The 26073-nt window shown below is 42.5% G+C and carries 17 protein-coding genes; 10 read left to right on the top strand and 7 right to left on the bottom strand.

The window, feature by feature from the left end:
• The first annotated feature begins 40 nt into the window (after positions 1 to 40).
• Together CWB80_RS08810 and CWB80_RS08805 are read left to right on the top strand one after the other, a co-directional pair.
• Positions 41 to 1966 carry a methyl-accepting chemotaxis protein gene (locus tag CWB80_RS08810; RefSeq protein ID WP_138599256.1) on the top strand — a complete coding sequence of 642 codons (1926 nt, stop codon included), beginning with the start codon at positions 41 to 43 and terminating at the stop codon, positions 1964 to 1966.
• Positions 1967 to 2073: 107 nt separating this feature from the next.
• Positions 2074 to 2547, top strand: coding sequence for a peroxiredoxin (locus CWB80_RS08805; RefSeq protein ID WP_054552771.1), 474 nt, complete (start codon positions 2074 to 2076; stop codon positions 2545 to 2547).
• Positions 2548 to 2623: 76 nt separating this feature from the next.
• On the opposite strand, the gene CWB80_RS08800 is transcribed toward CWB80_RS08805, so the two are convergent.
• Positions 2624 to 4759, bottom strand: a complete 2136-nt coding sequence (locus CWB80_RS08800; protein ID WP_138686275.1) for a S8 family peptidase — start codon at positions 4757 to 4759, stop codon at positions 2624 to 2626.
• A gap of 324 nt (positions 4760 to 5083) precedes the next feature.
• On the opposite strand from CWB80_RS08800, the gene CWB80_RS08795 reads away from it, so the two are divergent.
• Positions 5084 to 6268 carry a BaiN/RdsA family NAD(P)/FAD-dependent oxidoreductase gene (locus CWB80_RS08795; protein ID WP_138598814.1) on the top strand — a complete coding sequence of 395 codons (1185 nt, stop codon included), beginning with the start codon at positions 5084 to 5086 and terminating at the stop codon, positions 6266 to 6268.
• A 259-nt stretch (positions 6269 to 6527) separates the two neighbouring features.
• On the opposite strand, the gene katG is transcribed toward CWB80_RS08795, so the two are convergent.
• From katG to CWB80_RS08775, 5 genes are all read right to left on the bottom strand, one after another.
• Positions 6528 to 8741 (bottom strand): catalase/peroxidase HPI, encoded by a 2214-nt coding sequence (gene katG / locus CWB80_RS08790; RefSeq protein ID WP_138598815.1) that lies wholly within the window; start codon positions 8739 to 8741, stop codon positions 6528 to 6530.
• Positions 8742 to 8930: 189 nt separating this feature from the next.
• Positions 8931 to 11684 carry an alpha/beta hydrolase family protein gene (locus tag CWB80_RS08785; protein ID WP_138598816.1) on the bottom strand — a complete coding sequence of 918 codons (2754 nt, stop codon included), beginning with the start codon at positions 11682 to 11684 and terminating at the stop codon, positions 8931 to 8933.
• 119 nt (positions 11685 to 11803) lie between these two features.
• Positions 11804 to 13039, bottom strand: a complete 1236-nt coding sequence (locus CWB80_RS08780) for a histidine kinase (protein WP_249362551.1) — start codon at positions 13037 to 13039, stop codon at positions 11804 to 11806.
• Positions 13036 to 13362, bottom strand: a complete 327-nt coding sequence (locus tag CWB80_RS22910) for a hypothetical protein (protein ID WP_249362549.1) — start codon at positions 13360 to 13362, stop codon at positions 13036 to 13038. Before CWB80_RS22910 ends, CWB80_RS08780 begins: the two co-directional genes overlap by 4 nt.
• Positions 13349 to 13978, bottom strand: coding sequence for a response regulator transcription factor (locus tag CWB80_RS08775; RefSeq protein ID WP_138598817.1), 630 nt, complete (start codon positions 13976 to 13978; stop codon positions 13349 to 13351). Before CWB80_RS08775 ends, CWB80_RS22910 begins: the two co-directional genes overlap by 14 nt.
• Before the next feature lie 226 nt (positions 13979 to 14204).
• Here CWB80_RS08775 and CWB80_RS08770 point away from each other — a divergent pair, with 226 nt between their 5' ends.
• The 3 genes from CWB80_RS08770 to CWB80_RS08760 all read left to right on the top strand — a co-directional run bounded on the left by CWB80_RS08770 (position 14205) and on the right by CWB80_RS08760 (position 19697).
• Entirely contained in the window at positions 14205 to 14447 is a 243-nt protein-coding gene (locus CWB80_RS08770) for an HP1242/YdcH family protein (RefSeq protein ID WP_063702664.1), read from the top strand.
• A 185-nt stretch (positions 14448 to 14632) separates the two neighbouring features.
• Positions 14633 to 16879, top strand: coding sequence for a S46 family peptidase (locus tag CWB80_RS08765; protein ID WP_138598818.1), 2247 nt, complete (start codon positions 14633 to 14635; stop codon positions 16877 to 16879).
• 139 nt (positions 16880 to 17018) lie between these two features.
• Entirely contained in the window at positions 17019 to 19697 is a 2679-nt protein-coding gene (locus CWB80_RS08760) for a M14 family metallopeptidase (protein WP_138598819.1), read from the top strand.
• A 148-nt stretch (positions 19698 to 19845) separates the two neighbouring features.
• Here CWB80_RS08760 and CWB80_RS08755 read toward each other — a convergent pair whose 3' ends face one another.
• On the bottom strand, positions 19846 to 21306 hold the full coding sequence (locus CWB80_RS08755; protein WP_138598820.1) for a Gfo/Idh/MocA family protein: 1461 nt from the start codon (positions 21304 to 21306) through the stop codon (positions 19846 to 19848).
• Positions 21307 to 21579: 273 nt separating this feature from the next.
• Here CWB80_RS08755 and CWB80_RS08750 point away from each other — a divergent pair, with 273 nt between their 5' ends.
• The 4 genes from CWB80_RS08750 to nagA are packed head-to-tail and all read left to right on the top strand — an operon-like array spanning position 21580 to position 26069.
• The gene (locus CWB80_RS08750; protein ID WP_138598821.1) at positions 21580 to 22845 is read left to right on the top strand and encodes a D-tagatose-bisphosphate aldolase, class II, non-catalytic subunit; all 1266 of its coding nucleotides are present in this window, start codon (positions 21580 to 21582) and stop codon (positions 22843 to 22845) included.
• A 23-nt stretch (positions 22846 to 22868) separates the two neighbouring features.
• Entirely contained in the window at positions 22869 to 23987 is a 1119-nt protein-coding gene (locus tag CWB80_RS08745; protein WP_138598822.1) for an SIS domain-containing protein, read from the top strand.
• A gap of 17 nt (positions 23988 to 24004) precedes the next feature.
• Positions 24005 to 24928 carry an ROK family protein gene (locus CWB80_RS08740; protein ID WP_138598823.1) on the top strand — a complete coding sequence of 308 codons (924 nt, stop codon included), beginning with the start codon at positions 24005 to 24007 and terminating at the stop codon, positions 24926 to 24928.
• Complete coding sequence (gene nagA / locus CWB80_RS08735) at positions 24906 to 26069, top strand: N-acetylglucosamine-6-phosphate deacetylase (protein WP_138598824.1); 1164 nt, start codon at positions 24906 to 24908, stop codon at positions 26067 to 26069. Before CWB80_RS08740 ends, nagA begins: the two co-directional genes overlap by 23 nt.
• Positions 26070 to 26073: the final 4 nt, after the last annotated feature.

Genomic DNA, 26073 nt, shown 5'->3' with positions numbered 1-26073 from the left:
TAATATTCTACGCGCGCAACGTTACTTGGGAATATCGTTTATGCGCGTGTCATCATTTACTCGGCTATTGGCCGTTTTACTTACTCTCGCTAGTATTTTATTAGCAGCCACTCTGTTTTGGGCAAGTCAAACCTTATTCGGTTTAGAGCAACAAGATAACGCTTATAACAAGCTAAAAAACACCATCATTATTGATTTAAAAAGCTACCTTGATGATTATTTAGAACAAGGTGACAGCCAACACTTAAATAAAGCTTCTACGCTGATAAGTGATGTTAAAAAGCTGCATTTAGCTAAGTTGCCTAGTGATCTTGCAAGTCAGCTTAATAGCCAGCTAACAGCACTCGATAAAGACATCAATGGTAAGTACCGCGCTTTAGGTAAGCTGTCTGGTAACGAAATGGCGCTGCTTGATAACTCGTTAAGACAAATGGCAGGTTCAGCTTCATCATTAATTGGCTATGCAAGTAAAGCACAGCCGCAAACAGCGCTTGCACTTGAGTATTACCAACTAGCTGCTGACTACTACAGCGAAGTCACTTCACTTGCTTTGTACACTTATAAGTTAGTGATCAACTTTGATCAAGACACTAAAAACAGCCTTAATCAAAGTGTTGAAAACCTAAATGCGCTTGGGGCTAAAATCGATAAACTCGAAAATTTAGGTGTAATGAGCGAAGTGGATGAAGACGCTTTATTTTTTGGCGAAGAAGCAGAAGATTTGGCCGGTGACATCAAAGCTGAGTTAAGTAGCTGGCCCAAACGCTTCCCACGTGATTTAGCATCCACTCTTGAGCAAGCTGAGCAACGACAAACCGGCATGCAAGCATTGCGCGAACAAATCGGCGCCTTGTCTACAACGGTGCTCGGTGCAGAGCAAAAGCTAAAAGATGAACAGAGCGACCTTAAGCAGCAAGTGTTTATCGTATTTTGTGTAGCCATTGGCATGCTGGTGGTTTTAGCAGCAGGTGTGTATTTCGTACAGCGTAACCAAGTGCTTAACCCGCTGCGTCAATTGCGTGATGGCTTTGCTTTCTTAATTGAGAGTAATGAGCTTAAAAACATTGAGAGTAAAAATCCGAAAACTGAAGTCGGTGAAATTGCCCATTACTTTAATCAATTGATTGAGCGCCAGCGTGGTGAAGCAGAAGAACGAGCACAAATGCTTAAGGTTATTAATGACTTTATGCTAGAGATGAGCGAGCACTTACATACGATTGCCCAGCAAACTGATGCTAGCCACTCTCAGGTTGAACAAAACCAAAGTTTACTTACTGATATTCAAGACATTGGTGAACAGGTCAATAACATCAATGGTCAAGTTGCTGATAACGCCAAACAAACCTTTGGTGCGATGGAGCAGAGCCTAGGCTTTGCAGATAGCATGTTAACCGCAAGCTCACGTACTGAAGAACGCGTTGAGCAAGGCCTAGATAGCTTAAAAGAGCTATTAAAAGGCGTTGATGATGTGGGCCAAGTTATTGAGGTGATCAAAAATATTGCTGAGCAAACAAACTTATTAGCACTGAATGCAGCGATTGAATCGGCGCGTGCAGGTGAGCATGGCCGAGGCTTTGCGGTGGTCGCTGACGAAGTACGAAAACTTGCCAGACAAACGCAGGGTTCACTTGATGATATTAACAATCAGTTAAACCGCTTAAGTGAAAACTCCACCATGGTATCGGAGCAAATTAGCGCACTGGCTAATGATGCCGAGCTACAAACACAAAATGCCCAAGAACTTAAACGTAACTCCGAAGGCGTAGCTGGCAACGCGCAAGATGCAAATAAGGTCGCATTTGATGCTATGGAGCTGGCTAAACAGCAAAACGCCTTACTAGAAAACTTCAGTCAATCAATGCAAAGCATGAAAGGGCAGGTAAGCGAATCAAACTCTCTGGTTAGTGATATTCAGCATCGCCTACAAGAGCAAATGCATACCATTAAAGCCAGCTTAGGTTTATAACCCTCCAAAGGGCGAGCAATGGTTTACGTTGTTTGTCCTTAAAATCATGCTGTATTCAATTTTTTAGGTATATACTCTGTACTCTTATTTTCTTTCAAGGAATTACGATGATCGAACAAGGCCAAACTATACCTACAGCAACCCTTAGTGAATTAACTAGCGAAGGCATGCAAACCTTAACAACAGAGGCATTATTTGCAGATAAAAAAGTAGTGTTGTTTGCCGTGCCGGGTGCATTTACACCAACATGCTCTAATGCTCACTTACCTGAGTTTATTACCCTGGCCGATAAAATTACTGCTAAAGGCGTTGATGCAATCTACTGTGTATCGGTGAACGATGCATTTGTAATGAAAGCATGGGGTGAAGCTCATAACGCTGAGCATATTCGTATGTTAGCAGATGGTGATGCAAGTTTTACCAAAGCACTTGGTTTAGATAAAGACACAGCTGGTTTTGGTGGTATACGTTCTAAACGTTATGCAATGATCGTTGAAAACCAAACTGTAACAGGGCTGTTTGTTGAACAAGACAAAGAGTTTGTAGTAAGCCGCGCTGAAGCTGTGCTAGAAAAGCTTTAATAGCAATTCATAAATACAAAAAAGCCGGACGTAAGTCCGGCTGAAAGTCCCTGGGGGTGACTTAGGAGATCAACTATTAAGGTTGATATTGCGCATCCAGTGTAACACCCGAGAAAGTACGGTAAGCATTTAAGCTTAAGTGCCAAGTACCTGCTTGTGGATTACTGAACGTACAAGTTTCTGCGTTACCGTTTTTGTAAGGGCGACAATCATAGCTTGATGATGTTGGTTGGCTACCAAACTTAACGAATAAGTCTGAATCGCCAGTACCGCCTGATGTCGTTACTGTAAAGCTTGCCATACCGGCAGGAACATCAATAGTGTAATGCTTCCATTGGCCTGCACTTGCAGAGATATCTGTTACTGTGCCACCACCTGCTTGTGGTGAACCTGAGCCTGAACCACCGCCAGAAGTTGTTAAATCACCTACTAGGTTAACACCTGAGTATGCAGAGTAACCATTCAGCATTACATGGTAAGTACCTGCTGTTGGGTTATCGATAGAACATACTTCGTTGTTACCGCCTTTATACGGGCGACAATCATAGGTTGATGTTGTTGGTGCGCTACCTGCACGAACGTAAAGGTCAGCATCGCCTGAACCGCCACTCATTGTGAAGGTTACGTTAGTCGCACCTGTTGGAACTTCCATTGTGTAGAAAGTTTGGCTGCTAGCAGAGCCACTTAAACCAGTTAGTGCTTGACCATCTTCTAATACGTTACCCGTTGGTGGTGGCGGTGTTGTACCTGAGGCTGCTGCAACCGCGGCTGCCGCATCAACAATACCTGTACCACAGCTAGTACATGTTGCTGGGAAAGAACGAGTTGTCGATTTTAAGATACTTTCGATTTCATCAGGTGTTGCTGATGGCTTAGCTTGTTTGATTAATGCTGCGACACCCGCAACATGTGGAGCTGCCATCGATGTACCTTGTGAGTAGTGGTATGAATCACTGCTAGGGCTTGAAGAGCCTGAGTTGTGAGTAGATAACACACCTTCAGAGTCATTCGCAAAGCTTTGTGCGCCACCCGGTGCTGCAACGTCAATATTGCTACCGTAGTTTGAGTAGTATGCACGACCACCGTTACGACCAACAGATGCAACGTTTACAACACCATTACAGTTACCAGGGTTGTAGTTTGCAGAGTTATCGTTGTCGTTACCTGCAGCGATTACAATTACAGAACCGTTGTTACGCGCTTGATTGATTGCATTTTGCGTTGTTGAGCTACATGAACCGCTACCACCTAAACTCATGTTAATAACATCAGCAGGGTTAGCATTTGCTGGTACGCCAGAAACTGAACCACCCGATGCCCAGATGATGCCGTCAGCGATATCAGAAGTTAAACCACCACATTTACCAAGTACACGCACAGGCACTACTTTTGAGTTGTAAGCAACACCGGCAACACCTTCACCGTTATTAGTGACTGCTGCAACAGTACCCGCAACGTGTGTACCGTGCCAGCTTGAGCTTTGTGCACTGTGTGTGTAACCACATTCGTTAGCGCTGATTGCATCACCCGGATCGCGTGCATCGCTATCACGACCACCGCCGTCGTTCGCTACAGACACGTTAGAGATCATGTCATAGCCTTGAAGAATGTTAGCATTTAAATCAATATGAGGGCGGTAACCAGTATCAAGTACCGCTACAACGACACCGCTACCCGTTGCTGTATCCCAAGCAGTAGGAAGGTTAAGACCGCCCGCTTGCTCGTAGTAGTGCCATTGGTCGTCATAACGAGGGTCGTTAGGCGTCGCAAACGGCTTTAACATTTGGTCGATTTCGATGTATTCAACATTACCAGAAGCGACCATTTCTTGCATAAATTCTTGGGTTTCTTCAGCTGATAGTTTTTTATCAGCACGCATTACGTGGTGATTACTCATCGCCATTGCACGAACGTATTGTGCTTTTACTTTACCTTTTTTGCTGCTGAAGTTTTTAATAAAGCCTTTTGCTTTTTTGTTCATCATAGTCGGCGTTTGTTCTGCTGCCGACATGGTCATCATTTCATCACTATTGTTTTTATATTTGATGATAAATTGAGTACCGAAGCCTTCTTGGCCTTGTAATTTAGCTGCAGTTTCCTGCATAGATGGTGACATAAGTTGATCTGGAGTAGCCATAGCTGCTGTTGTTCCAAACAACGCAGTCAAGCTCAGTGCAATTGCGCATTTCTTCAAGTTGTTGTTAGTTGTCATAATGATCCCTAGATTGTTATGTAAATCTCCACGATGTTTTTCGTGAAGGGGGACAAAGGTAAAATACATGTTAATTTAGTTAAAATATCGTTTTATTATGGTTGTCTCTATTTTGGTTATAACTAAATGTATAGACGTCTAAATCAGTCTTTTTGTGGTGTTTTTTTTGTTGTTTTCTCATAATAAAGTTATAATTTTATGGTTTTGAGTTTTTGCTTTATTTCGTTTTTTGGTTTTATCTTTTTTGTAAAAACATCTCTGAGTTAACACAGCGACGACAATAACTTGTTATAATCAGCTAAATTTTTTTAGTGAGTATGAGTAATGACCCAAGTAGATGTAATTGTGATTGGTGCCGGCGCCGCAGGTTTGATGTGCGCTGCACAAGCAGGCTACCGTGGTCGCAATGTTACTGTGCTTGATATGGGCAAGAAGCCGGGCCGTAAAATATTAATCAGCGGCGGCGGGCGTTGTAACTTCACCAATGAAAACGCAAGCCCAGACAACTACTTATGTGGCAATCCTCACTTTGTAAAATCGTGTTTAAGCCGTTATACCCAACATGACTTTATAGAGCTGGTGGACCGTCACGGCTTGGCGTATCACCATAAAACGCTGGGTCAGCTATTTTGTGATAACAGCGCACAAGATATCGTCGATATTCTTTTAACTGAGTGTGAGTGGGCAGGTGTTAACATAGCGCTGCGTAACGAAGTACTCAGCGTGACAAAAACCGATGCGGGTTATGAAGTTATTACCGAGCAAGATAGCTATCAATGCGAGTCGTTAGTTGTCGCATCGGGCGGATTAACCATGCCTAAGCTCGGTGCATCACCAATTGGTTATAAAATTGCTGAGCAATTTGGTTTAACAGTGCTACCAACCATGGCGGCATTAGTGCCATTTACGTTGCACCAGCATGATAAAGATCGCTTTGATGGGTTATCGGGGATCAGCATTCCTTGTCTGGTTACCAGTGAAGATGGCACCCAGTTTAAAGAAAACATCTTGTTTACTCACCGTGGCCTTTCGGGCCCAGCTATTTTACAAATCAGCTCTTTTTGGCGTGCAGGGCAAACTGTGTACATCAACTTGTTACCCGAGTTCGATTTAAAGCAGCAGCTTGAGCTTTGGCGTCAAAGCCAAGGGCAAAAGTCACTAAAAAATACCCTAGCGACCATTTTACCAAAACGCTTTGTTGAAATGCTGCACGACACGAAAGCGATCCCTGATTGCAATGTAAACCAGCTAAGCCATGCGCAAATCGACGCATTACATGACTACATTCACAATTGGCAAATTAAACCAAACGGCACAGAGGGTTATAGAACAGCCGAAGTAACGCTTGGCGGTGTAGACACCGACGAGTTAAGCTCAAAAACCTTCGAAGCGAAAAAGTCACAGGGCCTTTATTTCATCGGCGAAGTCACCGACGTCACCGGCTGGCTAGGCGGCTACAACTTCCAATACGCCTGGAGCTGCGGCTTTGCAGCAGGGCAGTATTGTTGATTTAAGTTACTAGCTGCTAGTTGCTAGGTTAGCACTTGCTTGTAGGTCGTGCTTTAGCGCGTTTATTATGACGCCATAAATGGCGACCTACATCTAATGTTACGGTGGCTTCATGCTATTGAGTAATAAGCTGAACTCGAGTGCCTGTAAATCTCAAAGTGCTCTAATAACTCGATTTGAAATAAAAAAGCCGCTAACTTAGCGGCTTTGTTGGTTGCGAAAATATGATACCAATCGACTTAACACGATTGATATAGGGTTAACGTAGGTCGAAGCGATCTAGCGTCATCACTTTAGTCCACGCTGCTACGAAGTCATCAACGAACTTCTGTTTAGCATCGTCAGAGGCATACACTTCAGCAATTGAACGTAGCTCTGAGTTTGAACCGAAGATTAAATCTACTGGTGTTGCTGTCCACTTAAGTTTGCCTGATTGACGGTCACGGCCTTCGTAAACACCTTCTTCAGAAGACTTAGACCACTTCGTTGACATATCTAATAGGTTAACGAAGAAATCGTTGCTTAATGTGCCAGGTTTTTTCGTGAAAACACCGTGTTTAGTTTGGTCAGTATTTGCGTTAAGGGCACGCATACCACCTAGTAGTGCAGTCATTTCTGGTACTGATAAGCTTAGTAAATCAGCACGTTCAACTAACATTTCAGCCGGTGATTTCCATGCTGAGCTGTAGTAGTTACGGAACGCATCAGCTGTTGGCTCAAGTACTTCGAATGATTCAACGTCAGTCATTTCTAATGACGCGTCCATACGACCTGGCTTGAATGGTACTGCGATAGAGAAACCCGCGTCGCTTGCTGCTTTTTCGATTGCAGCCGCACCACCAAGAACAATCATATCTGCAAGTGAAATTTCTTTACCGCCAGATGCTTTTTTGTTGAACTTAGTTTGGATTTTCTCAAGTTTGCTAAGTACTTTAGCTACTTCTTTCGGGTTGTTTACCGGCCAATCTTTTTGCGGAGCAAAGCGAATACGTGCACCGTTTGCACCACCACGCATATCTGTGTCGCGGTAGCTTGCTGCTGATGCCCAAGCAACACGCACTAGTTCAGATACAGATAAACCTGAATCTAAGATGCTAGCTTTAAGTGACGCGATATCTTTGCTATCAACTAGTTTGTGGTCAACCGCAGGGATGTAGTCTTGCCAAATTAATACTTCTTCTGGCACTAAGTCACCTAGGTAACGAGCACGTGGGCCCATATCGCGGTGGTTTAGTTTGAACCATGCTTTAGCAAATGCCAGTTCGAACTCTTTCGGGTCGTTTAAGAAACGCTCTGAAATCTTACGAAACTCAGGATCTGCTTTTAACGCGATATCAGTTGTGAACATGATAGGCGCATGACGCTTACCTTTAATGTGTGCATCTGGCACTAGGTTAGACGCTTGACCATTTTCAGGGATCCATTGAGTCGCACCTGCAGGGCTCTTAGTTTTAACCCATTCAAAAGCAAATAAGTTTTGTAGGTAGTTGATTGACCAGCGTGTTGGTGTCACTGTCCATGCACCTTCAAGACCTGAAGTGATGGTGTCTTCTGAGTGACCTTTACCACATTTGTTTTTCCAACCTAAACCTTGCTCTTCGATACCGGCTGCTGCAGGCTCTTTGTCTAAGCAGGTCGCTTTTTTCGCACCGTGTGCTTTACCAAAGCTGTGACCACCGGCGATTAGTGCAACGATTTCTTCATCGTTCATTGCCATGCGGCCGAATGATAAACGGATGTCGTCTGCTGCAAGTAGTGGATCAGGGTTACCGTGAGGGCCTTCTGGGTTTACATAGATTAAGCCCATCTCAACTGCCGCTAATGGGCCTTTAAGTTTGCCTTTTTTGTCACGACGTTCGTCAGTTAACATTTTGCCTTCAGGGCCCCAGTATACGTAATCTGGTTCCCAATCGTCTTCACGACCACCGGCATAACCAAAGGTTTTGAAGCCCATTGATTCAAGCGCAACGTTACCTGTTAACGCCATCAAGTCAGCCCAAGAAATGCTGCGACCGTATTTTTGTTTTATAGGCCAAAGTAAACGACGTGCCTTATCAAGGTTTGCGTTATCAGGCCAGCTATTTAGCGGGTCGAAACGTTGTTGACCACCGCCTGCGCCACCACGACCATCAAACGTACGGTAAGTACCTGATGCGTGCCACGCCATACGGATGAAGAATGGACCATAGTGACCGTAGTCAGCAGGCCACCAATCTTGAGAATCAGTCAATACTTTCTCAATATCAGCTTTCACTGCGTTTAGGTCTAACTTTAAGAATTCTTTTTTGTAATCAAAGTAAGGACCCATAGGATCAGACTCTGCACCATGGGCACGAAGTTGGCTAAGATCTAATTGCTCTGGCCACCAGAATTGGTTTGATTTGATGTCGTTTGTAGCTTGTACGCCTGTTGCCACCAATAGTGATACCGCAACAGCTACTTTAGACAAAGCTGACGTTGATTTTTTAAACATTGTGTAGTCTCCAGTTAGAAGTTGGGTGAAATATAGATTTGTTCAGGTTAACTTTCCACTTACAAACTGGGGTTTAAATCGATTGATAAAATCGAAAAAACAGATGGTTTAATTGATTTTATAGAACAAAGCCAGCGAAAATGCTGGCTCTAGGGGAGGTGTGCAGTAAGCTTAAATTCAGCTTGTTGCTTATTCTTCAATAAAGGGTACGCCGTTTTTGATCCACTCAGCGGCTGGTTTGCCTTTTAAGTAGTGATCAAAATATTCCATCATGCGTACTGAGAAATCCACTTGGTTAGGGAATTTCTTCAGGTGATGTGGTTCACCTTCGTATTGTAAGAAGGTGGCATCTTTACCCGCACGACGAAGTGCTAGGTAGTATTGAACACCTTCGTGCCATGGCACAGCATCATCTTTGTCGCCAAACATAATCAGAATTGGGGTATTCACTTTATCAGCGAAGAACACCGGTGAGTTTTCGATGTATAGCTCTGGCGCTTCGAATAACGTTTTACCAATGCGGCTTTGCCCTGTTTCGTATTGGAACTGACGAGCAAGACCTGATTTTAAGCGAATACCGCTGTATGCACTGGTCATGTTAGATACTGGCGCACCCGATACAACCGCCTTAAACATATCTGTCTGCGTGATCATAAAGGCACTTTGGTAGCCTGCCCATGAGTGACCTTGTAAACCAATTTTATTTGGATCAGCAATGCCTAAATCAATCAACTTTTGAGTGGCGTTGATCATCGTTTGGGTTGACGATTTACCCGGATGACCAATTTCAAAACGGATATCAGGTAAGAAAATCGCATAACCATTTGAAGTAAACATCGGGAAGTTAGGACGATGATTTAATTCCATTTTCGGGAAGTCATACATGCGTTGGCTCATATAGCGGTAGAAGTACACAACCACTGGCACCTTATCGCCTTTTTTGTAGCCCGCAGGCTTAATTAATACGCCTTGTAAATCTTCACCATCAAACCCTTTATAGCTAATAAGCTCAGGTTTTTCGCCCCATGCAAAGTTGCTAATTTGTGGGTTGAGGTTGGTAACACGCTGTGGCTTTTTGAAGCTAAAATCAGCTTGGTAGTAATCAGGGAATTGCTGATATGTTTGTGCAGTAAAAAGATATTTATCGGCATTTTTCGCCTTTTTCACTACATCAAAGCGCTTTTTACCCGAAAGTACTTTGCTTACCTTATTGCTTGATAAGTCGAGTTTTGCAATTTCAGTTTGCTTATCTTGCAGGTTGGTTGCGCTTAGTAATAATGTTTCGTCTTTGGCAAAGCCCACTTGGTCATTATCTAGTTTAATAACACGATATTGGGTATTGGTTTCTTTACCTTGAGTTAGGCGCGTTGCTTTTTGTGTTGCGACATCAAAAGCCCAAATATCAAATTTACTGTAAACCAGTACTTGGCTGCTGTCGTTTAACCAGCCAGCAAAACCATAACCCGGCTGAGGTGATGGGTAGTCATGTTTATCATCAGCAAAAATAGCGTTAATTGCTTTAGATAAGGTCGAAACCTTGTTGTTACCTAAATCTTTAAGTTGCACTTGGCTATTTTGGAAAAATGCCGCAAATTGACCATTAGGCGCAAGGCTTGGTCTAAACGGATAGTCGCTGACAATAGCGGTTTGTTTACCGGTTTTAACATCAACGCTGAAGTAATCTGCGTAAAAACCGCCATACATAATACGTTCTAGGTAAGGTCGGTCTGAATAGCCCAATAGCGCTTCGCGATGAGTATTAAGTGAAACCTCAGGCATATTCGGCGTGCTTAACTGCACAACTTGCTGACCATTTACATGATATACCGCTTGGTAATGACGAAGCTTATTCGCTTTGTTCCATTGCTGCTCTTCGCGTGGCTTAATTTCAGCGTCTTTATTGTGCCAAACGTTAAGGCCCTTTTGGTCGCGAATGGTATCGAAATCATATAAAGAGGCTTCATCTTTGTATTCTTTTAGGGCAACTTTTGCAGCGAGTTTAGGGTGGTTTTCAAAGTATAAACGAGCACCATCTTCAGACCATTTTAGCGATGCTGTTTTGCCAATAGTCCAGCTGCTATCTGCAGAATTAATGGTTGAAAGTGCCCCATTTTGTAAAAGCTGTAAGCTGTGGTCACGACGGCGTGTATCATCATTAACGTAATTACCAATTAATAGCGCTGCTTTATTGCTGTTTGGTTGCCAAGCTATTTTGTTTGCCACAACACCCGGCTCATCAATCAGTACACTCGTTGCAAAGCCATTATTAAGATCAACTAATACAACTTGGTTGTCGGCACCATCACTGTAGCTTTGGCTTGCTAATAATTGCTCGCCAGTGCTACTCATTGCATAACTAAATACATTATCTACAGTGTGAGTGGTTTTGTTTTGAAGGTTAACAAGCACTAAATCAAAGCTTTTATCTTTTTTGTCTGGCTTGATTTCGCTGCTGTTTTCGTCTTTTTCTTCGCTGTCTTTTTTATCTGCTTTCTTATCTAGTCGGTAAGCAAGCCACACACCATCATCCGATAGTGCATAGTCTTTTACATCGTTAAAGGTTTGTTGATCACCATTGTTAGTGTTCACTAAAACAAGGTTGTTCTTTAGCTCGTCTTTTTTCTTGGTGGTTTCTTTTTCAAGTAGGGTTGGAACTTGAGTAAAAGCCACCCAGTTTGCTGCTTTATTAATAGTTGGGCGAGTACCGCGCTCAACGCTAGTTAGCAGGGTGTTGTTGTTTAATGTATATACCTGACCTTGTGCATTACCGCGATAAGGGTCGGCACTAAAGCTAAGAATTTGGCCATCTTCAGAAAGTTGGGTGCCTTTTGCGTATTTAAAATCAAACACGTCTTTAAATTGCAGAGCTTCTTTCGCACTAACCTGTGCACTACCAAGGCTTGTCACCAAGGCTAAGCTCAAAAGTGATAATTGCGCTTTCATTCATCTTTCTCGTTGTTTTTAAATTGACGCACCCAGTGTAGCGTTTTTAATAAACAATTCGAGTAGAAACGATAAATCGCATATTTATCACGTTGGTTACGTAACTCTAATACATGAAGTTAAAAAGATACTTTAATAGTGAAGCCACCCTGCGTGTCAAAACTACACTTACCACCTAAAGCAAGCACTCGCTCTTCAATAAATAAAAGGCCATAGCCACCAGATTCTGCGTTGTTACGCACTTGCTCACCATTATCTTTAATTAAGAGATCTATGGCTTGTTTATTTACACTCAACTGAACTAATAATTGTGAGGCGCTGCTGTGTTTAATGCAATTGGTAACAGCTTCTTGGCAGATTCTGTAAATAGCCGTTTGGTGTTCATCAGCCAAGGTACTGTTGATATCTAAGTTCGTTTGATACTCGATATCAGCTTTATTTAATAGGGATTTTAATTTGCCATTTTTTAGAGCGTGTTCAAGGCCTAACTCGTCAAGCTCTCTCGGTCTCAAATGATGCATAATTTGATACACAGAGTCATACATAGCTTTGGCATTTTCTCTAAGGGTAGCAATGATTGAATTATTGCTGTTTTGTTGTGAGAGTGATAATACTGCTAAATCTGTTTTTAGCGCTGTGAGATTTTGCCCTAATTCGTCATGTAATTCTTGAGACAGATATTTGCGTTCGTCTTCTTGGATTGTAACCATCCGTTTTGCAAGTTGTTTGTTTTTAGCAAGTAATTGAGAAAGTTGTTCATTGCTTTGTTGTAATTCAGCGTTTTTTAATTTGAGTTCATTTGTTGCAGTACCAATTAAAAGCCCAGTAATTGAGTTTGCTAAGATAAATAACTGACTTATATAAGTATTCGTTGCATCTTGTTGGATGCCTGCCTGTACAACAATTAGACTATTGCTGAGTAAAGCACTCAAAATAGCACCTGTTGTAGCAAACTTATAAGAAAACCAAAGAATAGGCAGTAAAGAGAACAAGCGTAGCAGAGAATATAGGTCAGGCCTATGTATATAGGCTGCAAGGTAAACTATGGTCAGGGCTAACAGCGCAATTACGAGTAAATAGTTGTTTAGCGTAATTTTATGTTTATAGCTTTCCTTAATACTTAGCAATATTGGCGCAACGAGTAGTGTCCCTGTTAAATCACCTAGGGTCATATTGAGTTGGTATTGTAATAACTGCTTACCAGCTAACCATGTAGTGAACTCAAAAGCACTAGCAAACAAAAACCACTTGATAGCGGCTGTTGAAGTAGCCAACAAAACGATTGAGATAACGCCGGTATTAGCATCGATCTTGGGTGGCCAACGACTTTCTTTAAAGCAGTGTACTATTATCATGTAGGTAGCTTCTTGCCAAAAGCCATGTAATAAATCGAAGTGCCAAGCATCGTTATAAAACATGCCGATATAAGCAGCATAAAGCCTTGAGCTAAACCAAAGAATTGGCCAAAACCTAATTGGGAAGATAATAAAAAAGCGAGCTTAACTCCCGCAGGCAAGAATATGGCGCTACTTTGCGCCACCGTTTCTAAATGATTACTTACCCAAGAAGAAAAGCATAAGGTAACAAAGTAAATAACAGCGACTAGAGCTTGTTTTGTAAACTCAGCAAAAGCTTGGTTTACAGATACATTCACGAAAGGAAAATTATGCCAGTTCATCAAGCGCAATGAGTCCATTATCTATTGCAATTTTGAGTAAATCGAACGAGTTAGATACTTTAAGTTTTTGGTAAATATTAGCCTTATGCACATGAGCAGTTTTAGGCATCATGTCTAACTGTTGCGCCACTTGTTTTGCGTTAAGCCCTTTTGCAAATAGAGGTAAAGCTTCCTTTTCTCTTGGTGTTAGTAAAGCGAGTTTATTAGAAGGGTCTTTATAGTTAAACTTCACATCTTCACTTATATACCTGCCGCCCTTAATTACAGAATTGACAGCGTCGATTAAGGCTTCTGATGCTGAACGTTTAGAGACGTAACCTTGCGCGCCCAAGCTAAGAGCGTTGCTTACATAAGGCTCGTAGTCATACATGGAGGCAACAATTGTTTTAGTTTCAGGGTAGTAACTATTTAAGTAGCTTAAAAATGCTAGGCCAGTTTCTCCTTCATGCATTGAAATATCAACTATAAAAATATCAGGTTGTTCAATTTCAACGGCAAGTTTAGCTTCGCTAACCGTGCAGGCTTCAATAATTACCTGCCACTCCTGTTGTAGTTCTAGTAACTTTTTAAAGCTATCCCTTACTAGTTGGTGATCTTCAATAATACCAATACGCATGTTTCCCTCCATCAAATTTGATTATATCTCTAATTCAAATGGTTATGTCTAGGAATAATTCTTAGAATTTTGTGCGAACTACATCTTCTTTGTTGCTTACTCCATGAGTTTCAGAAACTTGTATGAATCGCTGTATTATTGATCTTGGACAAGGTTGCGACATTGACTCTGTATGTTAGGGTGATACATTGAAATTGAACTGAAATTCTAGCCAAAGGAGTTGCCCATGTTAGGTGAGAAACACTCGTTATTGAATGAATTCCCTGAGTTTAATGAACTAATCCACAGCCTTGCAAAACACGATGCTCATTTCAAGAAAACCATGCAGCGTTATGATGATATGGATAAAGAAATTCGTGAGCTTGAATTGCAAAACTCGCCGATTGAAGATGCGGATATGCATGAAAAAAAGCATCAACGCGCCGTGCTTAAAGATGAACTTTATGACTTTTTAAAAGCCAATGCTTAATAATTGAATCGAAGCTAATGCTCCTGCTTACTGCATTCTTACGGTAGGAGCTTTTTCTCCCCTCTATTTTTACTCTCCAATTGTATTTAATCGCAATATGTCTTGAGTCAATCAAGGTTATGGTAGTCTTAGCGCGATTTTTTAAGGCAACAATGGAATAGTGCTTTGCACTGACTAGGATTAACATGATTAAAAAAAATATTATTACTACTTCATTAGCACTCATGGGTGTTGTCGCTGTCGGTTGCGCGCACGCTGATGAAGGGCAGTGGCAACCGCATCAATTAAAACAATTACAAAGCGAGTTTGACCGCGTTGGTATTGAATTACCGGCATCACAAGTGGCAGATCTTAACCAATACCCACTCAATGCAGTGGTTGGTTTAGGCTATTGCTCTGCGTCATTTGTGTCACCAAAAGGCTTAGCGGTAACTAATCATCACTGTGCTTATGGCGCGATTCAAAATAACAGCACACCAGAAAACAACTTAATTGAAAAAGGTTTTTTAGCAGCTGATTTATCAAAAGAGCTACCTGCAGGCCCGCAAGAGCGTTTGTATGTAACTGAACAAGTGGATGATGTTACTGAGCGCGTACTGGGTAACTTACCTGCAGAACTACACGGCAAAGCGCGTTATGAAGCAATTCAAGCAAATCGCAAAGCTTTGATCAGCGAGTGTGAGTCAGATCCTAACTACCGTTGTACCGTGCGTGATTTTCACCATGGCTTAGAGTACTTCATGATCAAACAACTGATGATCAAAGATGTGCGCTTAGTGTATGCTCCAGCAGAAGCGCTGGGTAACTTTGGTGGCGACATTGATAACTTTGAATACCCACGTCACACGGCGGATTTTACCTTTGTACGTGGTTACGTTGGTAAAGATGGTAAGCCTGCAGATTACAGTGAAGATAACGTACCTTATGAGCCAAAGTCGTTCTTAAAAGTGAATGCGAGCGGCGTAAGCTTAGGTGATGGTGTGCTGGTGGCCGGTTACCCGGGTCGAACTAGCCGCTATAAGCTTGCAGACGAAGTAAATTATTCTGCGAGTTGGTATTACCCAACATTGCTTAATACTTATAACATGACCCTAGACGTAATCGCCAAGCAGAGTGAAGGCGATGAGCAAGCACAAGTTAAATATGCCTCTCGTGTAAAAAGCACTAACAACCGTTTAAAGAAACTGGAAGGCTTACAAGATGGCTTTAAAGTAACGGATATTCCGGGTATTAAAGCTGCTCAAGAGCAAGAGTACCTCGCTTGGTTTGCACAAAGTGCTGAACGTAAAGCATACGCAGATTCATATCACGCATTAAAGTCATTATTAGTTGAAGCACATGCACAGCAACAAAGCCATTTTTACTTTGATTATGCAAAACGCGCAGACTTACTAAGCACGGCAATTCGTTTATATCGTTTAGCTAAAGAAAGTGAAAAACCAAATGCAGAGCGCGAAATGGGTTATCAAGAGCGTGACCTTCCAATGCTTAAAGCGCGTTTAGAGCGTTTACAAAAACAGTTTACGCCTGAAGTCGATAAAGCCTTATGGTTAAGCTACTTAGGTAACTATTTAGCGCAAGATAAAGCAGCGCAAGTTGCGGCATTAAACGACGGCTTAGGTATTACAGATACCACAACACAAGCTGAGCTTGATGCGATTATTGCTTCTTTTTATGCTAATACAGAGCTTACAGATGTAGAAGCACGTGTTAACTGGATTGGTAAATCTGTTGCAGAGTTTGAAGCATCAAACGACCCATTCATAAAGCTTGCTGTTGCTCTATACGATACCAACATGGCACAAGAAGCTGACGAAAAAGAAATGGCGGGTCGTTTAGCTGAAATTCGCCCGCAGTATATGCAAGCCGTGATCGCTTTCAATAATGCTAAAGGTAAGCCAGTTTACCCAGATGCAAATGGCACATTACGCGTAAGCTACGCACAAGTTGATGGTTACCCAGCGGCAGATGCTGTGTATAAAACGCCATTTACATCACTACGTGGTTTAGTGGCTAAACACACAGGTGAAAAACCATTTGTTGTTACCGATAAAGTACTTGAAGCATACAAAAAGCAAGCGTTTGGCGCGTATTACCGTGGTGACTTAGGTCTACCAGGCGTAAGTTGTAGCTTATTCAGCTTTGGTTGTGAATCACAAGCGGCTAAACCTCTTGAAGTTAACTCAGTACCAGTCAACTTTTTAAGTAGCGCTGATACCACAGGGGGTAACTCAGGTTCGCCAGTCATGAATGGTAAAGGTGAATTAGTGGGTCTTAATTTTGACTCGACTTATGAATCAATCACCAAAGATTGGTACTTTAACGCCAAAATCACCCGTGCTATTCACGTTGATATTCGATACATGCTTTGGTTAATGGAAGAAGTTGATAACGCAGGTTACCTACTTGATGAAATGACCTTAGTTAAATAGCCCTGCTATTTTGAAAATAACCGCAGCAATTGCTGCGGTTTTTTTATGTCTTTAATTTTTGCCAATCTAACGTTTTTAATTTGTTTATTTTCAATACTTTTGTAATGTACAAAGCAGATACTTTTACTTGGGAAAAATAATGAGCGCCAAACAAATAATAAAAGCCATTTCAGTGAGTGTTGTGGCAATAACGGCAAGCTTTAATGCCAGTGCAGCGAATACCGAAGCAATGTGGCCAGGCACGGCTTATAATCAGCAAATACCAACATTTAAACAAGTGCTCGGATACGATGTAGGTGAGCGCATTACCAATTACAACGATATGCGTCGTTATTTAAGCGCCCTTGAACAAGCTGCGCCTGATCGTATTAAAGTGTTTAAGTACGCAAACAGCTGGGAAGGTCGTGAACTGGTTTATGCGGTGGTTGGCACTGCGGAGCATATTCGCTCATTAGAAACCCTCGCCAATAACACCCAAGCCTTGGCTGATCCGCGTATCACCTCTGAAAAAGAAGCTAAGTCACTAATTAAAAATTTACCGACCTCTGTGTGGCTTCAGTATGCCGTGCACGGTAATGAAATTAGCTCAACCGATGCTGCATTATTCACTGCATATCACTTACTAGCAGCCCCGAATGATGCCGTTAACAGCAAAATTTTAAACAACACCGTGGTGTTTATCGACCCATTGCAAAACCCTGATGGCCGTGAGCGCTTTGTTACTCGTTATTATGCGACCGTAGGTCTTGAGCACAGTGCAGATAGGTTAAGTGCAGAGCATAATGAGCCGTGGCCAAGAGGCCGAACAAATCATTATTTGTTTGATATGAACCGCGATTGGTTAGCACTTACTCAACCTGAAAGTAAAGGCCGAGTGGCTGCAATCAATAAATATAAACCGCAAGTAGTGGTTGATATTCATGAAATGGGCGGCGACCAATCTTACTACTTTGCACCGGCTGCTCAGCCATTTAATCCGCATATGACGAAAACTCAAATCGCCAACATGGATGCGATTGGGCAAAATCATGCGAAGTATTTTGATGAATTTGGCTTTGATTACTTTACCCGTGAAATTTTTGATGCCTTTTACCCAGGCTACGGTGATAGCTGGCCAGTATTTTATGGTGCATCAGCATCAACTTACGAAGTAGGCTCTGCGCGTGGCCATGTTTTTGAGAAAAATACCGGCGAACTACTCACCTATTTTAATACTGTAAAGCGTCAGTTTGTGGCCTCAATTTCGACTGCCGAAGGGGCTGCCAATCAACGTGAAAAACTACTAGGTGACTTTTATCAATATCAAGTTGATGCGATTGATTCGGGTAAAGATAGCAAAGAGCGTGTTTATATCTTACCTAAACAAAGTAACCGTGAAGGCGCTCATAGACTCGCAACCTTAATGGCTGAACATGGTGTTGAAGTTAAACAAGCAACTGAAGACTTCAAAGCCTGTGGCGTTAAGTACAAAGCAGGCAGCTATTTTATTGATACTGCACAGCCACGCGGGGTATTTGTACGTACCACCTTTACTGACCAAGTAGATATGGCAGAGGCTTTTGTAAAAGAGCAAGAAAGACGCCGCGCTCGTAACCTAGGTGATGAAATTTACGATGTCACAGGTTGGTCGCTGCCGATGATGTTTAATGTTGATAGCGATAGTTGTGGTCGCGCAGTTAGCGCAGATAGTAAAGCGGTTCAGGCCGACGACACATTGCTTGGTAAAGTGAATAATCCAGAAGCCTCAGTGGCTTATATTGTTGCATGGGGTGATACAGCCGCAGCACGCTTTTTAACAGCAGCACTGCAAGCTGGCATTAAACTGAAAAGTGCTGACCAAGCATTTGTATTAGGTGATAAAACTAACTACCCAGCGGGTAGCTTAGTAATCGAAAAGCGCCTAAACGATAAAGACTTACTGACTAAAATTAGCCAAATTGCCGAGCAAACTGGTGCAATAGTTGATGGTGTTGATTCAAGTTGGGTGATTGAAGGCCCAAGCTTTGGTAGTAACAAAACAGTGCCTATGGTAGCACCAAAAGTGGCGATTGCATGGGATGCAGCCACTCGAGAGCTAAGCGCCGGTAACACTCGTTTTGTTATCGAAAGACAGCTTGGCTACCCGGTGACAGCTATTCGCACACCTATGCTTGCTTGGGCTGATTTAAGTGATTACCAAGTGCTTATTTTACCTGAAGGTAATTATGAGCAAGCACTCGGTAAATCGGGCGCGGCTAATTTAAAAAGCTGGGTTGAAGCAGGCGGCGTGTTGATTGCCCTCGGTAATGCTAACCGTTTTACCACCAACGCTGATTACGGTTTGTTAGATGTTAAACGCGAGCAAGCTTACCGAGAAGATAAAGCCGATAGCAGCGATGATAAAAGCAGTAAAGTGGCAGGGCAGTTATTCACTTCTCGCGATGATTTAAAAGCGGCGAGCATTGAGCCACATACATCGCCAGACTATGTAGCCGGTGTACTTGCTAATGTTGAAGTAGACCAAGAGCACTGGTTAACCGCTGGGGTTGATAAAGACCTTGTTGCGGTAGCTTACGGTAATGATATTTACACGCCTATAACACTGAACTCAGGTAAAAACCTAGCGTGGTTTACAGGTAAAGATGATGTGCTAGCAAGTGGTTATCTGTGGCAGCAAAATAAAGCACAGCTTGCGTATAAGCCATTGCTTGTTCATCAACCGCAAGGCAAAGGCATGGTAATAGGCTTTACACAATCACCAACCTACCGCGCCTACCTTGAGGGCATGAATGTACTTTTAGCTAACACGATTTTCCGCGCTGCAGCACATGCTCAGTAAGCTAAAGGCCTAATTAAAAAGCCCGCTGACGTTGCGGGCTTTTTTGTGGGTAAAGTTTTATAGAGTAAAGCTCTAAAGGGAGTGAACAATGAAATAAAAAAGCCCGCAGGGCAAAGGGCGGGCTTTTAGTTTTTCAGGAGAGAAAGTGTTAAGACACAATTCCTAGAGGCTTACCTGTTTGCCAAGCGCCACGGGTAAAGTCTGGAATTGTTTTACTGTTACTTCTATCAGCAACCGATGCCATACTTTGCGGGAAGATTGATGACCATGCTGCGGCATCGTATACATCTTGATCGAGTGGCTCATTATTGCGTAAGCAGTAGATCATGCGCCAAAGCATAATGAAGTCCATACCGCCGTGGCCACCGTTACGTACTGCTTCTTCACCCATGCGTTTCCACAGTGGATGATCAAACTCAGCACGCCATTTTTCCATATCTTGATCCCAGCTATGGAAGTTTTGCATATGTGGCTTACGACCCTGTGAACCTGCTTTCTCCCAGGCAGCGAGCTCTGCTTCATATTGCTGTTGGTAAATTTTCGCGATAGCTGGTGGCACATCTTCAAGAGCAATACGATTAGGGAATCCTGCAAATGTGCCATTAGTACCTTGAATTAGGTTATGGCGGCTGTACGGGCGAGGGCTTGTGGTGTCGTGCTGAACCATAATGCTACGACCTTTCACTGTTTTAATAATGCTGGTATTCATGTCGCCAGCAGTAAATTTTAGTGAACGACGCTCGTGGCCTGCAGGGAATTCACGTTCTGCATAGGCGGCGCGGCCAAGCGCAGGTGAGCTGACTGAAGTAACAAAGTCAAAGCGGTCACCACGGTTGATGTTCATATACTGAGAAACCGGGCCTAAACCATGGGTTGGGTATAAGTTACCGTTTACTTTGGTATGCCAATAAGTACGCCATGAGCCTGTGCTGCGGTCAATTTCTTTCATTTGCCAACGCAAGTCATGAATATAAGCTGCTTCACCATGCAATAACTCACCAAATACGCCTTTACGAACCATGTTTAAAACCATTAACTCGTCACGGCCGTAGTTAACGTTTTCCATCATCATGCAGTTCTTTTGCGTGCGCTCTGCGGTGTTTACTAATTGCCAACACTCTTCCATGGTGGTTGCTGCAGGTACTTCAACAAAGGCATGTTTACCACTTTCCATGGTCTCAACACTCATCGGTGTGTGCCATTTCCAAGGCGTTGAAATGATCACAATGTCGATGTCATCACGAGCGAGCATATCTAAATAGGCTTTATCTGAACCCGTATAAGCAGTTGGTTTAGGTAAGCCTTTTTCAATAACATAATTAACAGACTTATCTAGCATTAGCTTATCTGTGTCGCAAATAGCTTTGATTTCAACACCTTCAATATGGCAAAGATGTTTCACATGGCCGCTACCACGTTGACCAACCCCAATAAAACCAACACGCACCACATCCATTGCAGGCACAGCTAAGCCCATTACGCTTTTACCTTGTGCTGCAAGAGGTGTGCTTTGATTATCACCTTGTTGGCTTTTCGCACAGCCAGTCACGACTGTCGCGGCGGTAATGGCTGCGGCAGATTTTAAAAAACTACGTCTATCTATTGTCATAACGATACCTAAATCACTGAGATTATTTTAATAGTGGGTTTCAGTTGTTTCTGTTATATCGCAACTAAAAGTTAATTACAATTAAATGCTTTCAAAATCTTTCAAATTGGTGGCTGTATTACCATTAATGCCTTTTTGTGGTTTTTTAGGTCAAATTTTAGCTTTGATTTGCACTTTCGTTTTCTTTCATTTTGTTGCGTGGTGTTTCGCTGTGTGCTACTGTAATTTCAAATCACGTATCTAACCTTTGATGTAAGCTGCTTGGAGAGAACCATGAATGCATTAAAAACGATTATTAATAACAATCGAGTAGGGCAAGCGCAGGGAATTTACTCTGTATGCTGCGCGCATCCACTCGTTATCGAAGCAGCGATGTTGCAAGCTCTTAATGATGACACTGAAATTTTAATTGAAGCTACGGCAAACCAAGTTAATCAGTTTGGTGGCTACACGGGTATGAAGCCTCATGACTTTGTTGAATTTGTTTATGCAATAGCCGAAAAAGTGGGTTTAGATACCCAGCGCATTATTTTAGGTGGTGATCACCTAGGTCCTGTGTGTTGGGTGAATGAGCCTGCAGAGGTTGCGATGGTAAAAGCTGTTGAACTTGTTAAAGCCTATGCGAGTGCGGGTTTTAAAAAAATTCATCTAGATGCCAGCATGCCATGCGCTGACGATGGAGAACGTTTAGCTGATGCAGAAATTGCCAAGCGTGCAGCATTGATGTGCCAAGCTGCCGAGTCGGTCTCAAAAGATAACGATATTCTGTATGTGGTTGGTACTGAAGTTCCTCCTCCGGGTGGGGCAACAGAAGAGCATGAAATTATTGAAGTATCCCATGTTGAAGGGGTACAGCAAACAATCGAATTACATCAGGCAGCATTTGCTAGCTTAAACATAAGTGACGTGTGGTCGCGTGTTATTGCTGTTGTTGTGCAGCCGGGGGTTGAGTTTGATAATCATCAAGTTTTTAATTATCAACCTAATGAAGCGCAAAAACTGAAAGAGTTTATCACTACTGTCGATAATCTTGTGTATGAAGCTCACTCTACTGATTACCAGCCAGATCATTGCTATCGCGAGTTAGTACAAGATCACTTTGCCATATTAAAAGTGGGGCCACAGCTTACCTATGCACTACGCGAAGGTTTATTTGCTTTAACTTATATTGAAGATCAGTTAGTTGAACCTGCTAAGCGTTCTAATTTACGTGATGTCTGTGAGCGCATCATGCTAGAAAAACCACATTATTGGAATAAGTTTTACCCATCGCAGGGTGCTGAAGCTAAGCTGTTTAGGGCTTATAGTTATAGCGATCGCATCCGTTATTACTGGCCTGAAGATGAGATAAAACAAACAGTAGAAACGCTGTTTGAGAACTTAGAAGGGCAAATTATTCCACAGACCTTACTTAGCCAATTTATGCCAATGCAATACAAAGCATTAACTAAGGGCCAAATTAACTCATCACCGCGTGAGTTAGTACTTAACAAAATAATGGAAGTGACGAATAGCTATTCGCTTGCTTGTAATCAATAAGTGGTGTTGAGAGAGAATTTAATATGACACAGTTTTTATCCTTAAACGAAACAGAACTTAAGCAACAGAACGCTTATTGGACCGCAAGAGAAATCACACAACAACCCAAATCATGGTGTAATACGGCATCAGTGATTGATAACAAGCGAGCTGAGATTAATGATTTTTTAGCGCCGATTTTAGCACTTAATAACTTAAAAGTTGTTTTAACAGGCGCTGGTACATCAGCTTATGTGGGCGAGGCTTTAACACCTCATTTAACTGCGAAAACCGATTTGGACGTATGTGCTGTCAGCACCACTGATATTGTCTCAAACCCATATGGTTTTTTACAAAAGGGCACGCCAACCTTACTTATTTCTTATGCGCGCTCTGGAAATAGCCCTGAAAGTGTCGCAGCGGTCGATATTGTAGAGCAAGTCGTTGATAAATGTTATCACTTGGTTATTACCTGTAATGAAAACGGTGAGTTAGCTAAAAGCGCATCAGTTAAAAGCAATAGCTTAAGTGTGATAATGCCAAAAGAAACACTTGATGAGAGCTTTGCAATGACAAGTAGCTTTACCTCAATGCTGATTTCAACACTGTGTATTTTTACTCCAGATAGCGTTCAATTAGAAAAAGTTGTGGCGCATACTAATCAGCTACTCGATACGCAAATTGATGACATTAAGCGTTTTGCACAAAGTAACGTTGAGCGCTTAGTGTTTTTAGGAGCCGGGTCTTTACTTGGCTACGCCAAAGAAGCTGCATTAAAGTGTTTAGAGTTAACAAATGGTGAATTAATTAGTTATTTTGAAACGCCTTTGGGTTTTAGGCATGGCCCGAAAACCATTATTAATACCAAAACTGCCGTACTATTGATGTCATCAGGAAATCTATACAGCAGTTTATATGATACTGATTTATATAATGAATTAGTCAATGAACAGCAATGCCTGCGCATAGAAAAATTATCGGTAGGTACAAAGCAGCAACCGCTGGATGATGTGTGGCAAGGTCTGTATTATATTGTTTATTGTCAGATTTTTGCATTTTTTAAATCAATCTCACTCGGTTTAACACCTGACAATCCTTGCCCAACGGGCGAAGTTAACCGTGTTGTACAAGGGGTAACTATTTACCCGTTAACTTCTTGTTAGAAAGTGTTAGGTAGAGTATGGCTGTTTATGGACTCGATATTGGTGGAACAAAAATAGAAACCGCCATTTTTAATAATAATTTAGAGCAACAGCAGAGTTGGCGTATTACTACGCCAACTGATGATTATCAGCAATTTTTGCAGGCAATATATCAGCAGGTGCTAAAGGCCGATGAATTAACAAGTAGCCAAGGTGCGGTGGGCATCGGTATGCCAGGTATCATTAATGAGGCTGGCAAAGTGTTATCTGCCAATGTGCCTTGTGCCACAGGTAAGGTGATTGCCGACGACCTACAAGCATTATTAAAGCGCCCTGTTGCGATATTAAATGACACCCGCTGTTTTGCTTTATCAGAAGCAAATGGCGGAGCCGGTGAAGGTTATAGCCGAGTATTTGGTGCCATTGTTGGTACGGGGGCTGCGGGTGGTATGTGTATTGATGGCACTTTGTTTAACCAAGGTTTGGGCATGTCAGGGGAGTACGGCCATTTACCACTTTCAGCATATTTGCAGCAAAAATATCAGCTGCCCGTTTTAAAATGTGGCTGTGGTTTAAATGGCTGTGTAGAAAGCTATATTGCAGGGCCCGGTGTACAAACTCTGTATCAACATATTACGCAATCCCCTAAATCAGCGATTGAATGGGCAAACGATATTAAGCTAGGTGATGAGCAAGCCTTAAAGGTGCTCACCTGTTACTTAGATATTCTTGGCGAAACCTTTGCTGCTATTAGTAAAAGTTTGCACCCAGAAGTTATCGTACTTGGCGGGGGGTTGTCGCTCATTGATGCAATAGTAGAAAAGCTCCCTGATGCGATTCAAACTCATTTATTTTCAGGTTTTGCCGTGCCCGACGTGAAGCGTGCAAAGTTTGGTGATTCTAGCGGCGTAAGAGGCGCTGCAATAATAGGAAGTGTTCATGCTAATTCCAACGGATCTTAATCGCTATTATTTAAAGGCCGCAAAAGTGGTGACTGCTGAGACGGTTTTACTCGATCATGCGGTCTTGGTCGAGCGAGGTAAAATTAGTGCTATTACCACGCAAATTGAGCCAGAGATTAAAGTAATCGATTTAGGTGAGCATAGCTTATTTCCGGGCTTTATCGATTTGCATATTCATGGTCGTGAAGGCTGCGATATTATGGACGGCACGCCAGAGTCGTTAGAGACTATTTCTCGGTCTTTAGCAAAGCACGGCGTAACGGGGTTTGTTGGCACAACGGTGACTGCAGACTGGGACGTCTCAATTCAAGCTTATAAAAATATGGCGAGTGCCTATCAAAAAGGCTTGGCTGGGGCGCAGTTGCTAGGGGCTTATAACGAAGGTTTATTCTTTGCAGAAGCGCATAAAGGCGCGCATAACGAGTCATTTTTTTTAGAGCTTACTAAACAGCGATTTGATGAAATTTATGCCGCATGTGAAGGTTGCTTAAGCTCATTTGCGTTAGCGCCAGAACTACTTAAATCCCCCGACATGATCCGCTATATCACCGATAAAGGTGTGCGTGTGATGCTGGGTCATACAGATGCTAATTTTGAGCAAACAACACAAGCTCTTGCCCATGGAGCCTGCGGTGGTGTGCATATTTTTAATGGTATGCGCGGTATTCATCATCGAGATCCTGGTTGTACGGGGGCACTGTTGATGGACAAGGATGCCATGGTTGAGCTTATTCCTGATGGTATTCATTTGCACCCGAGCATCATGAACATGGTTTACCGTTTAAAAGGGGCAGATAAAATTGCTCTGATCACAGACTGCGTGAGCGCCGGAGGCTTACAAGATGGTCGCTACCGCTTAGGTGAGCTTCCTATTGTGGTTGAGCAAGGTGTTGCGCGAACTGAGAGCGGCTCTTTAGCGGGCAGTACATTAACCATGGAAGTTGGCGTTGAACGTTTTTACAACCTAACCGACGCAAGCCTAGTCGAAGCAACTAACATGGCCAGTTTAGTACCCGCTGAGTTTTTAAATAAAGCGGAGCAAATAGGCAGTATTGCGGTAGGTAAACAGGCTAATTTTGCCCTGCTCGATAAAGACTTTTCTGTTCAAGCAACGATCTGTGCGGGTAAGCAAATCTTTTAAAAGT

It is taken from the genome of Pseudoalteromonas sp. S1650 (assembly GCF_005887195.1).
Lineage (GTDB): Bacteria > Pseudomonadota > Gammaproteobacteria > Enterobacterales > Alteromonadaceae > Pseudoalteromonas > Pseudoalteromonas simplex.
The sequence above is the reverse complement of the archived record's forward strand: the minus strand, read 5'-3'. Positions and strand labels throughout refer to the sequence as shown.